Source organism: Paludibacterium paludis (assembly GCF_018802605.1).
Taxonomy (GTDB): domain Bacteria; phylum Pseudomonadota; class Gammaproteobacteria; order Burkholderiales; family Chromobacteriaceae; genus Paludibacterium; species Paludibacterium paludis.
Window position 1 is genome coordinate 3188121 of the sequence record NZ_CP069161.1, and the last position, 20317, is coordinate 3208437.

Below are 20317 nucleotides of genomic sequence, written 5' to 3' on the forward strand. Positions count from 1 at the left end.
ATGACGGTTCTGATAGAGGCAAGCCATCTTGCCAAGACATTCGTGCTTCACCAGCAAAACGCGCTGGCCATCCCCGTGCTCGGAGATGTTTCGCTGACCGTGAAGGGTGGCGAATGTGTGGCGCTGTGCGGCCCTTCCGGCGCGGGCAAGAGCACGCTGCTCAAGGCGCTGTACGGCAACTACCTGGTTCAGGAGGGACGGCTCGGCATCCTTCACGAAGGGGAGTGGATCGATCTGGCGCGCGCGTCGCCACGCACGGTGATCGCGGTACGGGAAAAAACCATTGGCTACGTCAGCCAGTTCCTCCGCGCGATTCCCCGCGTGCCGGCGCTGGACCTGGTGGCGGACCCCCTGCTCGCACGGGGTGCGAACCTCGCCGAGGCGCGCCTCGCCGCAGGCTCGCTGCTCGCCCGGCTGAACATCGCCGAACGGCTGTGGACTCTGCCGCCGGCGACGTTTTCCGGGGGGGAACAGCAACGGGTGAACATCGCCCGCGGTCTGATCGCGCCGCGCCCGATTCTGCTGCTGGACGAGCCGACCGCGTCGCTGGACGCCGGCAACCGCCGGGTGGTTGTCGAACTGATCCGCGAAGCCCGGGCGCGCGGCGCGGCGCTGGTCGGCATTTTCCATGACGCCGAGACCCGCGACGCGGTCGCCGACCGCCTGTTCGACGTTCCGGTCATCACGGCTTCGGCCTGACGGGCCGCCAACAAGGAATGCACACCATGTCCCATACCCTGGTTCTTACCAATGCCCGCCTGGTTCTCGACGATACCGTCATGACCGGCACCCTGACCGTCAGTGACGGGCGGATTCTCGCCATTTCCGACCGCCCCGTCTCCCATCCGGACGCCATCGATTGCGGCGGGGACGATCTTTTGCCCGGCCTTGTCGAGCTGCACACCGACAATCTGGAAAAACACCTGATGCCGCGCAACGGTGTGTTCTGGCCCATCCTGCCCGCCGTGGCGACGCACGACGCCCAGTGCGTGGCGGGCGGCATCACCACGGTGTTCGATGCGCTGTCGGTCGGCGACCTGGAGGGCGAGAGCGTGCGCATCGACACGCTCCACACCGCGTTCGCCGCGATTTGCGATGCCATGGAGCGCCGTCTGCTGCGCGCCGATCACCTGTTCCACCTGCGCTGCGAACTGGCCTGGCCCGAGCTGGTGCCCACCCTGGCGCAGCTGGTCGACCATCCGGCGGTCCGTCTGGTGTCGGTGATGGACCATACCCCGGGGCAGCGCCAGTACCGGGATCTTGACCAATACCGCAAGTATTACGCGAAAAAACACGTGGCCTGGAACGACGACACCTTTCTTGAGGCGGTCAAGGAACGCAAGCGCCAACAGGCACGCTACGCGCATGCCAACAAACAGGCGGTGCTGGCGATCGCGCGCGAGCGGCGGCTGGTGCTGGCCAGCCACGACGACACCGACACCGCCCATATCCGGGAAGCCGTCGGCGACGGCGTCAGCCTCTCGGAGTTCCCGACCACGCTGGAGGCGGCGCGCGCGGCGCGCGAGGCGGGACTCGCCACCATCATGGGCGCGCCCAATGTCGTGCGCGGCGGCTCCCACTCCGGCAATGTCGCCGCCGTGGAACTCGCTCGCGCCGGGCTGCTGGACATCCTGTCCTCGGATTATGTGCCGGTCAGTCTGCTGGACGGCGCCTACCGGCTGGTGCGGGAAGCGGACTGGAGTCTGCCGCGCGCCATCGCCACGGTGACATCGGCGCCCGCCCGCGCAGCGGGGCTCGCCGACCGCGGCCGGCTGGCCCCCGGGCTGCGGGCCGATCTGGTGCGTGCACGGCATGCCGGCGACTTCGTGCATATCAGAACCGTCTGGAAAGATGGCGAGCGGGTGTTTTGATCGGGGAGACAGGTATCGGCAACAGCGTATACAATGCTTTCGTCATCACATCAGCACACAATCTGGCCATGAGCGATACCATACACAACCCGCTTCTGCAGCCGTGGGATACCCCTTACGGCCTTCCGCCTTTCGACCGCGTGAAGCCGGAGCATTTCATTCCGGCCTTCGACGTGGCGCTCGCCGAACACCGGCGGGAAATCGACGCCATCGGCGCGCACCCCGACGCGCCGACCTTCGGCAATACCCTCGCCGCGTTCGACGCCAGCGGCCGCCGCTTCAAGCGCATCGCCCTCTTGTTCGACAACCTGACCGGCTCGGTCAACCCGCCGCCGCTGCAAGCCGTGCAGTTGACCATGGCCCCGCGCCTGGCGGCCCACAGCAACGCCATTTACCTGCACCAGGCGCTGTTCGCGCGTATCGACGCGCTTTACAAGCAACGCGCAAAGCTCGCGTTGACGGCCGAAGAGTTCCGTCTGCTGGAAGTGGTGCATCAGGATTTCGTGCGTGCCGGGGCGCGCCTTCCGGAGACAGACAGGGCGCGTCTTGCCGCCATCAAGGAACGCCTCGCCGAACTGACCACGCGTTTCGACCAGAATGTCCTCGGCGACGAAACCTCCTTCCAGCTGGTTTTATCCGGTGAGGAGGAGCTCGCCGGTTTGCCGGACTTTGTCCGGGATGCGGCGCGCTCGGCCGCTCAGGAACGGGGAGTCGAAGGGTGGCTCATCACTCTGTCCCGCTCTCTGGTGATGCCGTTTCTGGCCTATTCCAGCCGCCGCGACCTGCGCAAGGCGGCCTTCGAGGGCTGGAGCCGGCGTGGCGAACACCCCGGGGAGCGCGACAATGCGCCGCTTGCCCGGGAGATTCTCGTTCTGCGCAAGGAGCTGGCGACGCTGCTGGGGTATGCCAGCTACGCCGATTTCTCGATCGAAGCGAATATGGCCGGCACGCCGCAAGCGGCCGCGGATCTGATGCGGCAAGCCTGGGAGCCCGCGAAACAGAAAGCGCGAGACGAGGCGGCGGAGCTCGCCGCCATGGCCGCGCGGCTCGGCGAGCCGGCCGATATCCAGCCTTGGGACTGGCAGTATCTCGCGGAGAAAGTCCGGCTTGAACGTTACGATCTGGACGACAGCGAAATCAAGCCGTACTTCTCGCTGGAGCGGATGATCGACGCGATGTTCGATGCGGCGGGACGGTTGTTCGGAGTCAGCTTCACCGAAAAGACGGGCGTACCGCTGTATCACCCTGACGCGCGGCTTTGGGAGGTTCATCGCGACGGCCGGCTGATCGCCCTGTTCATCGGCGACAACTTCGCCCGCGCCAACAAGAGCGGCGGTGCATGGATGAGCCTGTTCCGCGAGCAGTCGCGCCTTGGCGGCGAACGCGTTGTTCCCATCGTGGTCAACAACAATAATCTGGCCCGGGCGCCGGAAGGCCAGCCCACGCTGATGAGCGCGGACGATGTGCGTACCCTGTTCCACGAGTTCGGACACGGCCTGCACGGCATGCTCTCCGATGTGACTTTCGAACAGCTGTCGGGACCCAATGTGCTGCGCGACTTTGTCGAGTTGCCCTCGCAGATTTTCGAGAACTGGGCGTTCAACCGCGACCTGCTGAAAAAACACGCGCGCCATGTCAAAACCGGCGAACCGATCCCGGATGCGCTCCTGGACCGCATGGAGGCGGCGCGCCGTTTCAATCAGGGTTTCGAAACGGTGGAATACCTGGCCAGCGGCCTGCTCGATCTGGCCCTGCATCAGCATCCCGATCCGTCCGGACTGGACCTCGCGGCCTTCGAGCGGGAAGAACTGGCGCGGATCGGCATGCCGCCGGCGATCACCCCGCGGCATCGCCTGCCCCACTTCCGTCATGTCTTCTCGGGACCGTACTATGCGGCCGGGTATTACGTGTACCTGTGGGCTCAGGTTCTGGACGCGGACGGTTACGCCGCTTTCGAGGAGGCCGGCGACCCGTTCGATGCGGAAACCGCCGAACGCCTGTATCGCTTCATTTACCGCATCGGCAATTCGCAGGATCCGGCCCTCGCCTACCGCGCCTTCCGCGGCAGGGATCCGCAAGTTCGTCCAATGCTGATCGCCAGGGGATTGATCGAGGCCTGAGCGAAATGAACGAGGCTCCTGCGCCGCGCGGCGAAGGGGCCTCGGCGGTCACGCCCGATTGCGCGCAGGACCCAAAGCGAACCGCAACAACAGCGCGGACAAACCGATGCCCATCAGGGCATAGCTCTGCGGCTCCGGCACCGGCGCGCCGGGAGCGGGGGTCAATCTGAGATTATCGAGAATCAGTTGGTCGCCGTCGTTAACATAAATGACGATGCCACTGGTTTCCTTCCAGTTGAACGCAAAATACTGCGGGCGAGTGCCCACCTGGATCCGTTGCGACCAGGTTTCAGAACCTCCCTTGTAGCCGACCAGGGTGAACGTGGCTCCGCCCTTTGACAGGCTGGCGAAATCCCCGCCGGCAAAATCGAAGGAATAGCTGCCGCCCCCGATATTCGGCATGATCCAGTTTTCCCCTGCGGTGGAGGACAGCACCCAGTCGCCCAGGCGTCCCCGAGAATGCGCTCCGTCACTCCAGGCACCGCTCTTCATCAAAAAAAAGTCCGCACCCCAGGATACCCCGCCGTGGCCTGGCGCCACCTGATTGAGCGGAATGCGGTCCGCCGCGTTGCGGATATGTTCAAAACCGATTACCGCCCCATGCACCGGGAACGCCGCCACGCAAAGCAACAGCGCCGGCAGTGCGTTTGCAATCTTCATCGTCAGATCCCTCGTGATGTCTGCACCACGGATGAGCCGGGATGTCGGGCACCCGACGACACAGATCGCCGTGCAGCGGACGAACCGGGCTGCATGCATCATCCATCTCCGCCGCGAGCCGGGCCGAAATACGGGATACCTGTTGGAGCAGTCATGCCCGGTCGACCGGCCCGAAGCGGGGAGTACTATTCATCATAGAGCCATGGGCACCGTTATGCACGCAATCCACGAATACGGCAGGCCCACTTCCCGGCTCGGCGCGGGCAGGCACCGGCCGCCGCGGTTGGCGACGCCGGAGCGCCGCTAGGGTTATCGGGCAGGATGGGGAAACGCGGGCGAGCGCAGCCGGCGCCTCAGCAGCAGCGACGCCAGGCCAAGCCCCATCAACGCATAGGTTTCCGGTTCGGGTATCGCCGGCGCCAGCATGCGGCTTGTGGCGAGCGGGCTGAGCCGCAGATTGTCCAGAATCAACTGATCCCCGTCGTTCACGTAAATGACGACACCGTTGGTGTTTTTCCAGTTGAAGGCAAAGTACTGCGGATTGGTGCCGACATGGATCTGCTGCGACCAGGTCTGGGCGCCGCTCCTGTAGCCGACCAGAGTGAACGTCGTACCGCCCTGGGAGAGGCTGGCGAAATCTCCACCGGTGAAATCGAAGGAATAGCTGTTGCCGCCGATATTCGGCATGATCCAGTTTTCCGACGCGGTGCTGGCCAGCACCCAGTTGCCCAGCCGGCCGAGGGCGTGAGCGCCGCCGTTCCAGCTATTGCTTTTCTTCAGGAAAAAATCGGCGCCCCAGTTCACGCCTCCATACCCTTGCGCCACCTGGCTGAGCGGAGCGTGATCGTAGGCTCCGGGAACATGTTCGAAATCGGTCAGGGCCCCGTGCGCCGGCAAGGCCGCCGCGCACAGGCATAAGGCAGGTACCACGATTGCAGTCTTCATCGTCAAATCCCTCGTGATGTCAGCACCAAGGATGAGCCGGGGTGTCGGGCACCCGACGACACAGATCGCCGTGCAGCGGACGAACCGGGCTGCATGCTCCATCCATCACCGTCGCTTCTAACCTAGTTGACATACATGCAGGACCATTGACGCGGCAACCATATCATATAAGCCAGTTTTGAAGCATCGACTACTAGTTATCATACAACCATGGTTCCATTTATGCACCAAATCCTTGGCAACGACTTGCCGGCCGAGGCTTTCGGTACAAAAAACAACCCCGGCACCCGCTTGAGCAGTATGCCGGGGTTGCCGAAAACAGCCGAACCGGATCAGGCGAGGCGGGCGGCGGCGGTTTTCTTGCCGCGACGCATCTTCAGCGCGACCGCGACCATGCCGATCCCCATCAGCGCGTAGGTCTCCGGCTCGGGAACCGCGGGAGCCGGGCTAAACCCGGAAAGCTGCACATTGTCGAAGACCAACTGGTGGCCGAACCCCGCCGTCACGGCGCTGAACGATACTTTGTCGACGTTTTTCCAGTTGAACTGGTACAGCAGCGGCAGACGGTCGCCATCGTTGGTCACGTTGACGGTGGAGGTGTACGCGGCCACGCCGTTGCGGTAACCCGTCACGATCACGTTTTCGCTGGAGTACCAGGCCGAGGCCAGGTACAGACCATAGAAGGTGAAACGCTGGCCGGCATTGCTGCCGAACGAGACGGGGTTTCCCGCGCTGCTGAAGCCGACCCAGTCACCGATCGCGCCGAAGTCGTAGCCGGAATTGGGGATATCGCTGGCGCGAACCACACCAAAGGAATCACTCCACTTCAATCCGCCGTAGCTCGGGTTGACGTCCTTGATCATCGCGCCGGAATACGCTCCGGACACGTTTTCAAACCCTAGGGTTACCTGGTGGGTGCTGGCCAAAGCGGCCGTGCCAAGCGAGGCGAGCGAGAGCGCCATCACAAGTTTTGCAAGTTTCATCGTTTTGTCCTTATAAGTTTCCAACAATAACGATGGGCCGGGGTGTCAAGCACCCGACGATTGCAACATCGCCGTGCAGCGGGCGAACCGGGCTGCATGCTCCATCCGCTGTTATCCCATGGGTGGTTCTCTTTATAACGACATGAAGAGGGATAACAGCACCGCGCAAGTTATCACATAGAAAACGACGTACAAATAGAATTCTGGGAACCCGCCCCAAAAAAAGTTGCATTTGTGCACTCAATATCAAATACAACATTCATCTACAAGTCATTACTTTAATTTTGGCGGGAATTGGCCGTTGCAACCCTTGCTTTCCTGACCTTTGTGTCAGGCAAAAAATCCGTCGGCGGGACGCGGAGGAACGGCCGGAGCGAAGCATCAAGGCAGGGGACGGCGCCCGCCCCGAAAGGGGTCGGGGCATGAGTTCATCCGTGCAGACATTTCATGAACACGATGATACCGACCAGCACGATCGATATCGAGTTGGCGATGACCAGCGGCCATGCGCCCAATGCCAGACCGTAAACAAACCACAGCACAACCGTCGCCAGCAATAGCACATTGCTCCACAGCGAGAGACTTTTGGTGTCTTTGGTCCGAATCGTGCGAACCGCCTGGGGAAGCCAGCACAGGGTGCCAAGGACGGCCGCCGCGCTTCCAATCGTTTCGATAATCCAACTGGACATTTTTATTATCACTTTGTCAGTACATTTGGATAATACCTCGCGGATTCGCTCCGGGCCAGCCCGCTTTGCTTTAACGTCCCCCTGCCAAGGCCATGCCTTCGGTACATGGCGATGATAAACCTTGATCAAGCAGGCAGGACTTTTGCTCTGGCCGGAGAGTTCAAAACAGGCCACAGAAGGCGGATGACGGCTTGAGCCGTCACCCACTCATGAATGGATGCGTTCCGGCTTATTTATAATGGTATTATTTTCATACAAAAATTATGCCATAAGCAAAGTCGTTGATATTCATCCTGGCCGGCATTCCTTTAAAGGTGCCCGGCACGAAAACCAGGCAACCCCGTTCCATTCACTCCCCCTGAAAACGGGAACTCACCATGCTCAGACGAATTGTCGTACCGCTAACCATTGTGCTGATGCACTCCACGGCCACCGCGCAAAACGTGCCAAAAGAAACGAGTGCCGCTTCGGCCGTGGTGATGCCGGTCAAACAGATCAGCCTCTACGTCTTGCCCTACTACGAATCGGCCTCATCGCCTGGGGGACGTCCGTCCGTGAATGTCGGGTATGGCATCGCGGATCAACGCCTGCCATCCGGCAAACAGGAGGACATCCTGGCGGTCCGTGACGCCATTGAGGCCAACCCTGAACGCATCACGCCAATGACCATCATGGCATTGGCCTTCCGTCTCTACGACGTGGGCTTGCGTGACGACGCGGTTTTTTGGTTCTATGTGGCGAAAAACCGTTATGCAACCCTGTTGCAGGTACTCGACATGACAGCCCCGGGCCTCGTACAAGCCGCCGAGGCCAGCAACGCCTTTGTCCTCCTCGGGGGCGAAACCATCAATGGCTATGCTTTTTGCGATATCGCCAAGCAGCGCGACATTAAAATGAGAGCGATTGCCTGGGTCGAGCAGCATCCGTACGCACCATTGTTTTTCAAACAGCTTCCCGCCCTGCCCGGCGATCGCGCCGAGAATTTGAAGCAATCCATTGCCAATCTCAAAACGTTCAGCGAAAAAGAACAGCAATTTCTGGATGATGCGAAGAATCTCGAACAGTTTCAGAAAAAGCGCCGGGAATGGCATGCCCAAGAGAAATTCTGCTGGTCTTGAAGAGTCACGAAAATTCAATCAAGGCATTCGCATGAATGCCGGCTGTAAATTACAGATAGGGCCATAAAACAGAGGCTTGAGGAGGACGAACGGAAACACGAACCACGAAAAAGCAAAAACCCTTGTCGGGCATGCCGGACAAGGGTTTCGCATTTGGTTGCGGGGGCAGGATTTGAACCTACGACCTTCGGGTTATGAGCCCGACGAGCTACCAGACTGCTCCACCCCGCGTCAGAAATCTTTCGCCACTTGAACTTGCGTCCAAGTGAGAAGTGCATGATAAAGAAAACCGGAAGCCGTGTCAACAAAACCGTAAAATATACTTATGACATCATAAAGAATACAAAATACCCGCACATACTTATTAACATGTACCTAAGCAAACTACATAGACTGGAAAATAATCTGTTCTAAAGTAAAAACGTAACGAAATAGCGGGCCTGGACAGCCCCGGTTTTCACGAACCGTTTCGTTGCGATGCAACTGCTAGTTTTCCTGTCGTTTCCTTATCTCTCATTAGCAAGCTTGTCGGGCCGCCTTAGCGGCCCGTTTTTTTTCCGGCCGCGCTCGGCCGCAATGCGCCGCTTCGACACCCAGCCATTTCGCAATCGTTACACTTAGACAATTATTAACAGTTGACCGGCACAAAGAAACACTATTGCAATGCTTTCAGGATAAAGTGATGGCGTGCGGGGCGAGTCGGGATCTGGACAATCCCGAAGCCGCAAGGCAAGCCGCGCATTGGCATTGATTGTGCAACTGCCAGTTTTTCCTGTCGTTTCCTTATCTCTCATTAGCAAGCTTGGGCCGCCTTCGCGGCCCTCTTTTTTTGCCCGCGAAAAAGCAAATGGCCTGCCGGAGCAGACCATGGTTGACGGAAAAGAAGCGAGAGGGAATTACGCGGCGGCGTGTACGAAAGCGCTGGCCGGATACAGGGCGCTGCTGACACCCTCGTCGGAACGGAACGTCACCTCGAACATCTTGCCGACAGGCTTGATGTCGACCACTTCGTAATTGATGACCAGACCGCAGTCGCGGTGTTCGATAACGGAATCGCCGGGTTTCAGTTGACTGATTTGCATGATTATCCTTTTTATTATCGATAACAAAACAAGCGTTGCAATGTGCGGTATCTCTACCCGCGGATAAGACTGCATGGGATTTGGAATGGTTCCCGCAGAGTGCCTCATGGCTGGCCACGCCACTCTAGCAAGGCCATGTGAAGCTTTGGTGAAGAAAACAGGGTATGCGGTTTTCTTACACATGGAGATACCAGATAGGTATAGCAGAATACTTACGCGTATTGCAAGAGATTATTGTTTGACAATCATCCAATTGTGATTAATATCAAGCGAGCCCCCCCCCTGCAACGGGCAAAAAAAACCCCGGCACAGACCGGGGTTCGCGTTGTGACGGCATCGTGAGGTCAGCCGATGCGCATGCCTGGCAGAGCGCCTTCGTCGGTATCCAGCAGGAACAATCCCTGGCTGTCATCCTGGCCCGAGGCGCAGACAATCATGCCCGAGGAGACGCCGAAACGCATCTTGCGCGGCGCCAGGTTGGCGACCACGATCACGTTGCGGCCGACCAATGCCGCCGGATCGGCGTACGCCTTGCGGATCCCGGAGAAGATCGTGCGCGTTTCGAAGCCCAGATCCACGGTGAATTGCAGCAGCTTGTCGGACCCCTCGATGAAGTCGCAGGCCAGCACCTTGCCTACCCGCAAGTCGATCTTGGCGAAGTCATCGATCGTAATGGTTTCCGCAAGCGGTTCATGGCTCGCCGACGGCTCGGCAGCCGCCTGGATACTTTGCTTGTTCGCCTCGATGAGCTTGTCGATCAGGACCGGATCGATGCGCTGCATCAGGTGCTGATAGGCGTTGATGCGTTTGCCCAACAACAGCGTTTGCGCATCGCTCCAGGCCAGCGGATCGATGCCGAGGAAGGCTTCCACGCCTTCCGCGAGCCTGGGCAACACGGGCTTCAGATACAGGGTCAGCAAGCGGAATGCGTTGAGCAGCACCGTGGAAACTTCTTGCAGGCGCGCTTCCATGCCTTCCTGGCGCGCAAGCTCCCAGGGCTTGTTGGCATCGACATAGGCGTTGACCAGATCCGCGAGCGCCATGATGTCGCGCAAGGCGCGGGCGTACTCGCGCGACTCGTAGGCCTCGGCCAGCTCCGGCGCCGCGTCCTGCAATCGCTTGAGGATGTCGAGGTCGGACACGCTGGCGGCCAGTTCGCCGCCGAAGCGCTTGGTGATGAAACCGGCGGAACGGCTGGCGATATTGACGAACTTGCCGACCAGATCGGAGTTGACGCGGGCGACGAAGTCGTTCAGGTTCAGGTCGATGTCCTCGATGCGGCCGTTGAGTTTGGCGGCGATGTAATAACGCATCCATTCCGGGTCCAGCCCGCAATCAAGATAACTCTTGGCGGTAATGAACGTGCCGCGCGACTTGGACATTTTCTGACCATCGACGGTCAGGAAACCGTGAGCGAACACGCCGGTCGGCGCGCGCAGCCCCGAGAAGTTGAGCATCGCCGGCCAGAACAGCGCGTGGAAATAGAGAATGTCCTTGCCGATGAAGTGGTACATCTCGGTGTCGGAGCCGCGCGCGAACCAGGCGTCGAAATCCAATCCGTCCCGGTCGCACAGGTTCTTGAAGCTGGCCATGTAGCCGATCGGCGCATCCAGCCAGACATAGAAATACTTGCCCGGCGCGTCGGGAATTTCAAAACCGAAGTACGGTGCATCGCGGGAGATGTCCCAGTCCTGCAGACCGCCCTCGATCCACTCGTTCATCTTGTTGAGCGACTCGGGCTGCAAGTGCGGCTGAACCACGCCGTCCTGGCGCGCCGTGGAACCGGACGTCCAGTCCTTGAGGAAGTCGGCGCACTCGCCCAGCCGGAAAAAATAATGCTCGGACGTCTTGAGCACCGGTTTGGCGCCCGACACCGCTGAGTAGGGGTTTTTCAGCTCGGTCGGATTGTAGGTCGCGCCGCAGACTTCACAGTTGTCGCCATACTGGTCCTTGGCCGAACATTTCGGACACTCGCCTTTCACGAAACGGTCGGGCAGGAACATCTGCTTTTCCGGATCGAAAAGCTGCTCGATGGTGCGGGAGGCGATCTTGCCGTCGGCCTTCAGCGCGCGATACACCTGCTCGGCGAGCTGCTTGTTCTCCGGGCTGTTGGTGCTGTAGTAGTTGTCGTGGCCGATCAGGAAGCCGCGGGAGTCGGCCATGTGCATCTCGCGCACCGACTCGACCAGCGCCTCGGGGGTCACTCCCTGCTTCTCGGCGGCCAGCATCACCGGCGCGCCGTGGGTATCGTCGGCACAGACGTAATAGCACTGATGCCCACGCATCTTCTGGAAACGCACCCATATGTCGGTCTGGATCTGCTCCAGCATGTGGCCAAGGTGAATGGCACCGTTTGCGTAGGGCAATGCGCTTGTAACCAGAATCTTTCGTTGCGTAGTCATCTAGGGGTTCCTTGATCCGTATCTCTTGACCGGTAAGTATAACAGCCTATCAGGCCGCGTCGGCAGCCACATTCCCGCCGGTTTCGCGCTCCGCCATGGCGACCTTGACGAGCGGCCGCGAAACGAGGCGGAACACCACGGAAATCACCAGCGCCAGCACCGCGAAGCCGGCCACGCCGGCGGCCAGCCAGGCATGCTTGAGCGCCTCGATGCCCGCAGCGTAGGCCACCATGGAAATGATGGTCATCGCCGCCGAAACGGTGCCCTTGGCGACTGGGGAAGCCATCAGGGCGAAGCGGTAGAGAACGGCGAACGCGAGTCCTTCGCCCAAAGCCATCAGGCACATGCCGGTCACCAGGAATACCGCGTCGTGATTCGTGAGCAGGGTTCCGGCCGACATCAGCAGCATGCCGCCGATCACCGGCACAGAGCCGACTTTCACGGAATGACCGAGCGGCCAGCGATCCGCCACCCGGACCAGCAGCAGGTTGCCGAGGATGAGGGAGCCGAACACCGGGATCTGGCACAGGCCGTACTGCAGGGTCGTCAGGCCGGCGTTCTCCACCAGCATCAGCGGCGACAGGGCGATCCAGCCGAGCATCGGCAGGGCCAGCAACGGGATACACAGCGCGGAGGCCACGAAACGACGGTTGCTGAACACTTGAACATAATCGGTCAACATCTTGCCCAGCGGTTCGCGGGCGCGATCCGGCGCGACCGTCTCGGGCATGCTGGACACCAGCCCGGCAAAGGCGATAGCCGACAAAACGGCGATGAAAACGAACGAGGCGCGCCAGGGGAGCACTTCGATCATCGCGGCGCCGGCGACCGGCCCCACCAGCGGCGCGATCAGCGCGACGTTGGCCATCAGCGCCGTGACCTTGACCGCGGCTTTTTCTTCATAGGCTTCCTGGATCGTGGCATAACCCACGGCGGAAATGAAGCACAGGCCCATGCCTTGCAATACGCGCAGCAGGGTAAAGCTTTCGATGGAACGGCACAGGAAGGTCGCGAGGCACGCGGCGATGAAAAACACCACCCCGCCGAGCATCACGGGACGACGGCCGACCCGGTCGGAAACCGGACCGACAAGCCAGGACAGCACCGCGCCGCCCAGCAAGAAGGCGGTCATCGCGGACGGCACCCAGGACGCGTCGGCGCCGAATTCGCGCGTCACGGCCAGCATGCCGGGCTGGATCATGTCATTGGCGATATAGACGGCGAATTCGAACAGGACGAGCGCCATCGGAAACAGCAGTGTCGACGGAGTCAATCGGGAGAGCTTTTGCATCGGGTGCCTTTTCTGGTTTAAAGAACAAAGGAGGCCGGTATCCATGTCCCGGATGCCGGCCTCCCGTGCCATGGCGAGCCGCAAGCCAATCGCCATGACATAAGAATTCAAGTCGCTGAATTATATCGGAAAAGCGACCGGAGCACCAGTTGTCTTTATGTAAAAACGACTCGCCACTGCAGCGCCGGCACCGGGTGGGCTATGATTGTCCGGTGCGCGGCGGATGCCCGGCACCGGAAAACGGAGTAAAATTGTCGGCTATTCCCGAACCGGCGGCGTACAGCATGTTTTCCCGACTCACCGAACTGTTTGCAGGCAAACCCTCTTCCCAATCGTCCGAGACCATGGCCCAGATCGAAGCCCTTGTGACGGAAGCCCTCGCTTCCCTGATCGACCCCGATACCGGCAAAACCTATGTATCGGCGCGCGCGGTGCGCAACATCCGCGCCACCGACACCGTCCTGTCGCTCGATGTTGTTCTTTCCTACCCGGCGCGCAGCCGGTTCGCCGATATCGTCGACACCTTCGGCCATGCACTGGCGGATGTCGCTCAGGGACGGCGCATCGACATCACGGTATCCAGCCAGATCACCTCGCATGCCGTGCAACGCGGAGTTCCCCTGCTGCCCGGCGTCAAGAACATCATCGCCGTGGCATCGGGCAAGGGCGGCGTCGGCAAGTCGACCACTGCGGCCAACCTCGCCCTGGCGCTCGCCGGCGAAGGGGCCCGGGTCGGCATCCTGGATGCCGACATTTACGGTCCGTCGCAACCCTTGATGATGGGCCTGCAAGGCCGGCGCCCAACGGTGACCGATGGAAAGTCCATGCTGCCCGTCATCAATCACGGCATCCAGACGATGTCGATCGGCTACCTGGTCGACACCGACCAGGCCATGGTATGGCGCGGTCCGATGGTCAGCCAGGCGCTGCAGCAGCTGCTCAACGACACGCAGTGGGACAATCTCGACTACCTGATCATCGACCTTCCCCCGGGCACCGGAGACATCCAGCTGACCCTGGCGCAAAAAGTCCCGGTGACAGGCGCTCTGATCGTCACCACGCCGCAGGACATCGCCCTGCTCGACGCCCGCAAGGGCCTGAAGATGTTCGAGAAGGTCGGTGTGCCGATTCTCGGCCTCATCGAGAACATGGCCATTCATATCTGCTCCTCGTGCGGCCACGAGGAACACATTTTCGGCGAGGGCGGCGCGGCGCGCATGGCTGCGGACTACCATGTCGACGTACTGGGCTCCCTGCCGCTGGATATCGGCATCCGCCTTGCCGCCGACGAGGGCATCCCGACGGTTGCCGCCGATCCGGAAGGACGCATCGCGTCCATCTACAAGGCCATTGCCCGCAAGGTCGCGGTCAGGGTCGGAGAAAAAGCCCAGGACTTCTCGGGGAAATTCCCCAAAATCGTTATCCAGAACAACTAGCATCATGATCGGAATGTTTGATTCGGGGCTGGGCGGCCTGTCCATCTGGCAAGCCGTGACCCGTGCCCTGCCCGACTGGCCCGTCACCTATCTGGCCGATCAGGCCTACTGTCCCTACGGTCCGCGCTCCCAGGTCGAAATCGCCGCGCGCACGCTCGCCATCTGCCGCTACCTCGCCGATCAGGGTGCCAGCCTGATCGTCATCGCCTGCAACACGGCGACCAGCGCCGGTGTCGATCATGTCCGGGCCGCGCTGTCCATTCCGGTGGTCGGCGTGGAGCCGGCCATCAAGCCCGCGGCGGCGGCGAGCCGCAGCGGGCGTATCAGCGTGCTGGCGACCGAGGCCATGCTCAAGAGCCGGCGCTTCGAGTCTCTGGTTCGGCGTCATGCGGGGGATGTGGACGTGCTGCCCAGACCGGGCGTCGGCTGGGTGGAAAAAGTCGAGGCCGGCGATCTGACCAGTCCGGATACGCGACGGCTGATCAGCGAAGTGGTCACGCCGCTCTTGAGCGAGAATGTCGACCACATCGTGCTCGGCTGCACCCACTACCCATTTCTGGCTCCCCTGATCCGGGAAATGGCCGGCGACGGCATCGTGCTCGACGATCCGGCCGAGGCCATCGCCCGCCGCGTAGTGACCCTGATCAATGGAAAGACTCCATCCGCCACGGCTGGCGCGCCTTACCGCTTTCTGACGACAAGCGGCGATCCGCATCCGATGGCCGCCGTTTTACCGGCGCTGATCGGTCACCGGTACGCCGTCGAAAGCCGCCCCCTGCCCTGACCAGTCATGCCATGCCTGCCGCCGCCGCGCCCCGGCGTCCGGCGGGCATGTTCGCTTTTGAAACAAAAAAGTTCGCAATCAGAAGAGGACAGTACCGTCCCGGTTCATTATAATGCCGTCCATGTCCGGCCGCTGGCAGGGCCTTCCTATTGCCACGTCGGACTTTGCCGATAAAACAAACAAGAATAACAACGACATATGACAAAATCATCGGCAGACAACGCCGTTGCTGACGCCATTCACCTCATTTCAGAAATGATCGAAATGGATAACGATCCGTTTCGAATGTGCAATGGAGCGGCAATGAGGAATCAAACGCTCTCTCGACAATTCTGGAACACCTTATGAAGTCATCAAAACTGACGACCTGGATCCTGATCGCCATGGTTCTGGGCATCCTGACCGGCTATGCCGTTCGCTCGCTGAACACGTCTCCCGATGCCGTCAAATCCTTTGCCGACAACATCAGCATTCTGACCGACATCTTCCTGCGACTGATCAAGATGATCATCGCGCCGCTGGTTTTCGCCACGCTGGTTGCCGGTATCGCCAAAATGGGCGATGGCAAGTCGGTCGGCCGCGTCGGCGGCAAGACCATGCTGTGGTTCATCACCGCCTCGCTGATTTCCCTGCTGCTCGGCCTGGTGATGGTCAACCTGCTCAAGCCGGGCATCGGCCTGTCCCTGCCCCTGCCCGATATCCACGCGGCAACCGGCATCGAAACGACCAATCTGACCTTCAAGGAATTCATCACCCACGCTTTCCCGAAAAGCGTGTTCGAAGCCATGGCCAAGAACGAAATCCTGCAGATCGTGGTGTTCTCGGTATTCTTCGGCAGCGCCGCCGCCGCGCTCGGCCCGCGCGCCAAGCTGCTGGTCGACATGATGGATGTCGTCGGCCACGTGATGCTGAAAGTCACCGGCTACGTGATGAGCCTCGCGCCGATCGCGGTGTTCGCGGCCATCTCCGCCGTGGTGGCCAAGCAGGGCCTTGGCATCCTCGCCAGCTACGGTACCTTCATGGGCGAGTTCTACCTGTCCATCGCCATCCTGTGGGGATGCCTGATGCTGATGGGCAGCCTGTTCCTCGGCCGCCGCGTCATCACCCTGATGCGCTCGGTGCGCGAACCGTCGCTTCTGGCGTTCACCACCGCCAGCTCGGAAGCCGCCTACCCGAAAACCCTGGAACAGCTGGAACGCTTCGGCTGCTCCAACAAGATCGCCAGCTTCGTGCTGCCGATGGGCTACTCGTTCAATCTGGACGGCTCCATGATGTACTGCACCTTCGCGACGATTTTCATCGCGCAGGCCTATGGCATCCAGCTAACGCTCAGCCAGGAAATCTCCATGCTGCTGATTCTGATGCTGACCTCCAAGGGCATGGCCGGCGTGCCGCGCGCCTCGCTGGTGGTGATCGCCGCCACCCTCGCGCAGTTCAACATCCCGGAAGCCGGTCTGCTGTTGCTTCTCGGCGTGGATCACTTCCTCGACATGGCCCGCTCGGCCACCAACGTGGTCGGCAACTCCATCGCCACCGCCGTTGTCGCCAAGTGGGAAGGCGAGCTCAAGCATTGACGCACGCAGGGCTGACACACACTTTTCGCGCCACGGCATGCCGTGGCGTTTTTGTTTTATGGAAACCGTAAAGTAAAGCAAGGTCAGTGTTGACAAGCCAAACGACCCTATTTACAATGCGCTTCTCTGATCGCGGAGAGGTGCCGGAGAGGCTAAACGGCCCTGACTCGAAATCAGTGGGTGGAGCAATCCACACGGGGGTTCGAATCCCCCCCTCTCCGCCAGCCAAACCCAAGCCCTGCAAGCCTTTGCGGGGCTTTTGGTTTTTTCGGGCGGGACGATTATATTGCTTTCCGCTATTCTAATATTCCGGACTCTGTTCTAATATTTTTTCAGCCGAAACCGCGTGAACAACGGCAAATCAAGGGCTCTTGGCTCGATGGCAGTTCCATCACTGGGGGTGTCGGGTAGCGGTAACGCCCCGGCGGTCTGAGGCCGTAGGAGCACCCCCACCCACGATGCATTCTGCTTGACGATGGGAGGCGAAGGCATTACGCTGGAATCTCTCAAAAGCCGTTGCAGCAACCCGCGACTGTATCGCGGTATTTTTACGCCCTCTTTCTTGGCACACGAACGTCTGTGCGCGTGCAGCATTGATCAAGGGGGGTGTCGGGTATCCGCAAGGCCCCGGGCGGTCAACGGCCGCTGAGAGCACCCCCACCCTATTTTGGTGGTTTTTTCTCTCAAATCCGTTGGAGCCCATCATGGCTAAAGTTCTCCGCGCGCTGGCGCACATCTTCCCGGCAGTCGCCTGCCCTATCGCACATTTCCCGCTTGAAATTGAGGCCATCGGCTTCGCTCGCAGCTATCTCGCCCAAACAGGCAGCCGCGTCACGGTGGTGCCAGCCGAGGCCGGATTTGCCGTAGTTCGCGTTGGAGGACTGTGATCATGGCCACCCCCAACCTTTGCCACTTGCTGAACGTCCAGACACGCATGGAGCGGCTGCGCGGCTTGGATAGCGATGTTCTGAGGGCCGCAGGGTTTGATGAGATGCTGGACGAGCTGCAGGCCGTCGCATCCAATCTCTCGACGCTGCGCGATGTGGTATCCGAAGTTGCCGGCATCGATGAAGCCATTGCGCTGCTGCTTGGCCTTTTGCAGTCCGCCGAGGACAAGCCGTTGCACGCCGCCAGCCTCAAGCACCTGCTGGAACCTCTGCATGGCAGCCTTCACCAGCAAACCGAACGGCTCGGCGTATTGATCTGATGAAATCCGGTGCCGATATGGCACCACAACATATACATAGTGATATCATTACTTTTGATATCACTTGCTATCGAAGGATAAATCTGATGTCTATTATTCTCATGGGTGTTGAAAAAGGCGGTTGCGGCAAGTCGACCATGGCAACGAACATGGCTGTAGTGCTGGCGCAGCGGGGGTTGGATGTGATGCTGCTGGACGCCGACCCGCAGGGCTCGGCCAGCAACTGGGTAGCAAGACGCAACAGCCGCGGGCAGGATCTGCCAGTGGTGAACTGCGTGCAAAAAACGGGCGAAGTCTTCGCCACACTGCGCGACCTGGCCAACCGCTACGACGTGGTGATTGCCGATGCAGGTGGCCGCGATAGCAAAGAACTTCGATCGGCCATGGTGGCCGCCGACGTCCTGCTGATGCCATTGCAGGCCAGCATCGCCGATCTGGAAACGATGGATCGCATGGCCAAGGTGATCGAGCTGGCCAAGGCAATGAATACGACCCTGCAGGTGCAGGGCTTTGTGAGCCGGGGCTCCACCAACATCACCGGCCGCGAGACGCAGGAAGCCCGGGCATTCCTGGGCGATTGCGATGGGGTAAACGTCCTGGACACGGTAATTCGTGACCGCAAGATATACCGCGATGCCCTGCTTGAGGGGCTGGGTGTAACGGAAATGAACAACAGCAAGGCGCGCGCCGAAGTGCAGTTGCTGGTAGACGAAGTGTGGAGAACCCTGACATGAGCGACAACAAGTTTCGCAAGGCGCTGGCACGGCCGGAAGTAGACCCGGCACAGCTGGCCAAGTTTGTTGGCAACAGCAGCGACCAGGTCGACGTCCCGACGCCTGCCGGCACGGGACAGGAGGAGCCAAGTTACGGCTATGTCTCGCTGCCGGAGCAGGAGCAAGGCGGCAAGCTGACCGACAGCGTGCTGTTCCGCTGCACGCCGGCGGTGCTGGCCGAGCTGGACTTTGTGTTCAAGCACTGCACGGCCAAGAGCCGGCAGAAGATGCTGGAGTCGATCATCCTGCCGCAGATCAACGAGCTGGCGAAGAAGATCAGGGGGAGCGGAAGCAATGGCGAATAGACATGAATCTATCAACCCGCGAAAGTCGAAGCGGTCCAGCCTGCGACGGGCAAGATCCAGAAAGCTGGAGTGGGACAAGGCGATGCGGGAAAAGGCCAACCAATACACCATGCTGCTGCAGGTTGAAACGAACTATGGTGTCCGCTTCAACCTGCATTGCCTGCTTGGTCTGTGCAACAAACACCTTGGTATTGAAACGCCACCCCTGAGCACATTCGGACTGAAGGAGCCGGTATGAGCATGCTGATCCAAACCATTAAGCGCCCCGAGGGTGACCTAGTTGATGCCCGAACCCTTCACGCAAAACTAGAAGTCCAGACTCGGTTCAACGATTGGATAGAACGCCGAATTGAAGAGTATGGCTTTGAAGAAGGGACGGACTTCTGGACAAATTTGTCCGGAAGTAACGGAGGCGGCAATCTTGATTACTCAAATTTGAGTAATCAAGAACGACGTCATGGCGGTGACCGACGAAGCATGGACTATCAGCTGACCCTGCGCATGGCGATGGAGCTGGCCATGGTTGAGCGCACAGAGGTTGGCCGCAAAGTACGCCGATACTTCATCGAGATGGAACAAAAAGCCCGCGAGCTGCTTGAAACCAGGGCCAATCGCACACTGTCGGTGGAGCAGGTAAAAGCGAAGCTGAAGGATACGCCAAGCCTGCGCACCATGGTCAGCATGCGCAATCAAGCCATTGATCTAGCTAAGAAACTTGACAACGCAGAGGGAGAAAACGAGCGGCGTGTCATCTACTCGATACTCTGCTATGTGCTCGACACGATAGGCCAACCAGCACCTGAGCTGCCCACAAAGGCTGGGCAAGCGAAACACCTGGACGTCTGAGCTTAGCGACACATAAAGCCCCGAGCGATCGGGGCTTTTTTCATGCACGAAAGATACCTCACGCATGCGCGCCCTTACGCGTGTAGGACGGCTGTTTTTCAAAGTCATGGCTGGGGTAGAAAAAATAGTAACATCGGTAACTTGGAACGAACAATCAGGCTAAAACCTATGCCAGACAAGGATTCCAGCGGTTTTGAAAAAAGTAACATCTGGGTAACTTTGAGGTAATCA

Annotated in this window: 20 protein-coding genes and 2 tRNA genes; 14 read left to right on the top strand and 8 right to left on the bottom strand. The window is 60.1% G+C overall.

Annotated features, from left to right (window positions below; translation table 11 throughout):
• The 3 genes from phnL (at position 1) to JNO50_RS14595 (ending at position 3991) form a co-directional block, all read left to right on the top strand.
• The gene (phnL, locus tag JNO50_RS14585; RefSeq protein WP_189530413.1) at positions 1–699 is read left to right on the top strand and encodes a phosphonate C-P lyase system protein PhnL; all 699 of its coding nucleotides are present in this window, start codon (positions 1–3) and stop codon (positions 697–699) included.
• 26 nt (positions 700–725) lie between these two features.
• On the top strand, positions 726–1871 hold the full coding sequence (locus tag JNO50_RS14590) for an alpha-D-ribose 1-methylphosphonate 5-triphosphate diphosphatase (protein WP_189530411.1): 1146 nt from the start codon (positions 726–728) through the stop codon (positions 1869–1871).
• Positions 1872–1939: 68 nt separating this feature from the next.
• Entirely contained in the window at positions 1940–3991 is a 2052-nt protein-coding gene (locus JNO50_RS14595) for a M3 family metallopeptidase (protein WP_189530409.1), read from the top strand.
• A gap of 48 nt (positions 3992–4039) precedes the next feature.
• On the opposite strand, the gene JNO50_RS14600 is transcribed toward JNO50_RS14595, so the two are convergent.
• The 4 genes from JNO50_RS14600 to JNO50_RS14615 all read right to left on the bottom strand — a co-directional run bounded on the left by JNO50_RS14600 (position 4040) and on the right by JNO50_RS14615 (position 7268).
• The gene (locus tag JNO50_RS14600; RefSeq protein WP_189530408.1) at positions 4040–4753 is read right to left on the bottom strand and encodes a PEP-CTERM sorting domain-containing protein; all 714 of its coding nucleotides are present in this window, start codon (positions 4751–4753) and stop codon (positions 4040–4042) included.
• A 207-nt stretch (positions 4754–4960) separates the two neighbouring features.
• Positions 4961–5596 (bottom strand): PEP-CTERM sorting domain-containing protein, encoded by a 636-nt coding sequence (locus JNO50_RS14605; protein WP_189530406.1) that lies wholly within the window; start codon positions 5594–5596, stop codon positions 4961–4963.
• 332 nt (positions 5597–5928) lie between these two features.
• Complete coding sequence (locus JNO50_RS14610) at positions 5929–6579, bottom strand: PEP-CTERM sorting domain-containing protein (protein WP_189530404.1); 651 nt, start codon at positions 6577–6579, stop codon at positions 5929–5931.
• A gap of 428 nt (positions 6580–7007) precedes the next feature.
• Positions 7008–7268: a SemiSWEET family sugar transporter gene (locus JNO50_RS14615; protein ID WP_189530401.1), complete on the bottom strand. Its 261-nt coding sequence runs from the start codon at positions 7266–7268 to the stop codon at positions 7008–7010.
• 377 nt (positions 7269–7645) lie between these two features.
• Here JNO50_RS14615 and JNO50_RS14620 point away from each other — a divergent pair, with 377 nt between their 5' ends.
• Positions 7646–8386, top strand: coding sequence for a hypothetical protein (locus JNO50_RS14620; RefSeq protein WP_189530400.1), 741 nt, complete (start codon positions 7646–7648; stop codon positions 8384–8386).
• Positions 8387–8540: 154 nt separating this feature from the next.
• Here the strand turns inward: JNO50_RS14620 and JNO50_RS14625 are convergent.
• The 4 genes from JNO50_RS14625 to JNO50_RS14640 form a co-directional block, all read right to left on the bottom strand.
• Positions 8541–8617 (bottom strand) — tRNA-Met (locus JNO50_RS14625).
• A 665-nt stretch (positions 8618–9282) separates the two neighbouring features.
• Entirely contained in the window at positions 9283–9468 is a 186-nt protein-coding gene (locus JNO50_RS14630; RefSeq protein ID WP_189530398.1) for a hypothetical protein, read from the bottom strand.
• Between the two features lie 344 nt (positions 9469–9812).
• Positions 9813–11870, bottom strand: coding sequence for a methionine--tRNA ligase (gene metG / locus JNO50_RS14635; RefSeq protein WP_189530396.1), 2058 nt, complete (start codon positions 11868–11870; stop codon positions 9813–9815).
• Between the two features lie 49 nt (positions 11871–11919).
• On the bottom strand, positions 11920–13161 hold the full coding sequence (locus JNO50_RS14640) for an MFS transporter (RefSeq protein WP_189530387.1): 1242 nt from the start codon (positions 13159–13161) through the stop codon (positions 11920–11922).
• 344 nt (positions 13162–13505) lie between these two features.
• Here JNO50_RS14640 and apbC point away from each other — a divergent pair, with 344 nt between their 5' ends.
• From apbC to JNO50_RS14690, 10 genes are all read left to right on the top strand, one after another.
• A complete protein-coding gene (gene apbC, locus JNO50_RS14645) occupies positions 13506–14597 on the top strand; it encodes an iron-sulfur cluster carrier protein ApbC (RefSeq protein WP_189530869.1) in 1092 nt (363 codons plus the stop codon).
• A 4-nt stretch (positions 14598–14601) separates the two neighbouring features.
• Entirely contained in the window at positions 14602–15381 is a 780-nt protein-coding gene (gene murI, locus JNO50_RS14650) for a glutamate racemase (protein ID WP_189530385.1), read from the top strand.
• Between the two features lie 344 nt (positions 15382–15725).
• The gene (locus tag JNO50_RS14655; RefSeq protein ID WP_189530383.1) at positions 15726–16955 is read left to right on the top strand and encodes a dicarboxylate/amino acid:cation symporter; all 1230 of its coding nucleotides are present in this window, start codon (positions 15726–15728) and stop codon (positions 16953–16955) included.
• 134 nt (positions 16956–17089) lie between these two features.
• Positions 17090–17179, top strand: a tRNA-Ser gene (locus JNO50_RS14660).
• A 480-nt stretch (positions 17180–17659) separates the two neighbouring features.
• Positions 17660–17842, top strand: a complete 183-nt coding sequence (locus JNO50_RS14665) for a hypothetical protein (RefSeq protein WP_189530380.1) — start codon at positions 17660–17662, stop codon at positions 17840–17842.
• A 2-nt stretch (positions 17843–17844) separates the two neighbouring features.
• Positions 17845–18162 carry a hypothetical protein gene (locus JNO50_RS14670; protein ID WP_189530378.1) on the top strand — a complete coding sequence of 106 codons (318 nt, stop codon included), beginning with the start codon at positions 17845–17847 and terminating at the stop codon, positions 18160–18162.
• 86 nt (positions 18163–18248) lie between these two features.
• On the top strand, positions 18249–18896 hold the full coding sequence (locus JNO50_RS14675; protein WP_189530376.1) for an AAA family ATPase: 648 nt from the start codon (positions 18249–18251) through the stop codon (positions 18894–18896).
• Complete coding sequence (locus JNO50_RS14680; protein ID WP_189530374.1) at positions 18893–19240, top strand: hypothetical protein; 348 nt, start codon at positions 18893–18895, stop codon at positions 19238–19240. Before JNO50_RS14675 ends, JNO50_RS14680 begins: the two co-directional genes overlap by 4 nt.
• Positions 19230–19478, top strand: a complete 249-nt coding sequence (locus JNO50_RS14685; protein ID WP_189530372.1) for a hypothetical protein — start codon at positions 19230–19232, stop codon at positions 19476–19478. The genes JNO50_RS14680 and JNO50_RS14685 overlap by 11 nt, the downstream gene beginning before the upstream one ends.
• Positions 19475–20086 carry an antA/AntB antirepressor family protein gene (locus JNO50_RS14690; RefSeq protein ID WP_189530370.1) on the top strand — a complete coding sequence of 204 codons (612 nt, stop codon included), beginning with the start codon at positions 19475–19477 and terminating at the stop codon, positions 20084–20086. The genes JNO50_RS14685 and JNO50_RS14690 overlap by 4 nt, the downstream gene beginning before the upstream one ends.
• The last annotated feature ends 231 nt before the right edge of the window (positions 20087–20317 follow it).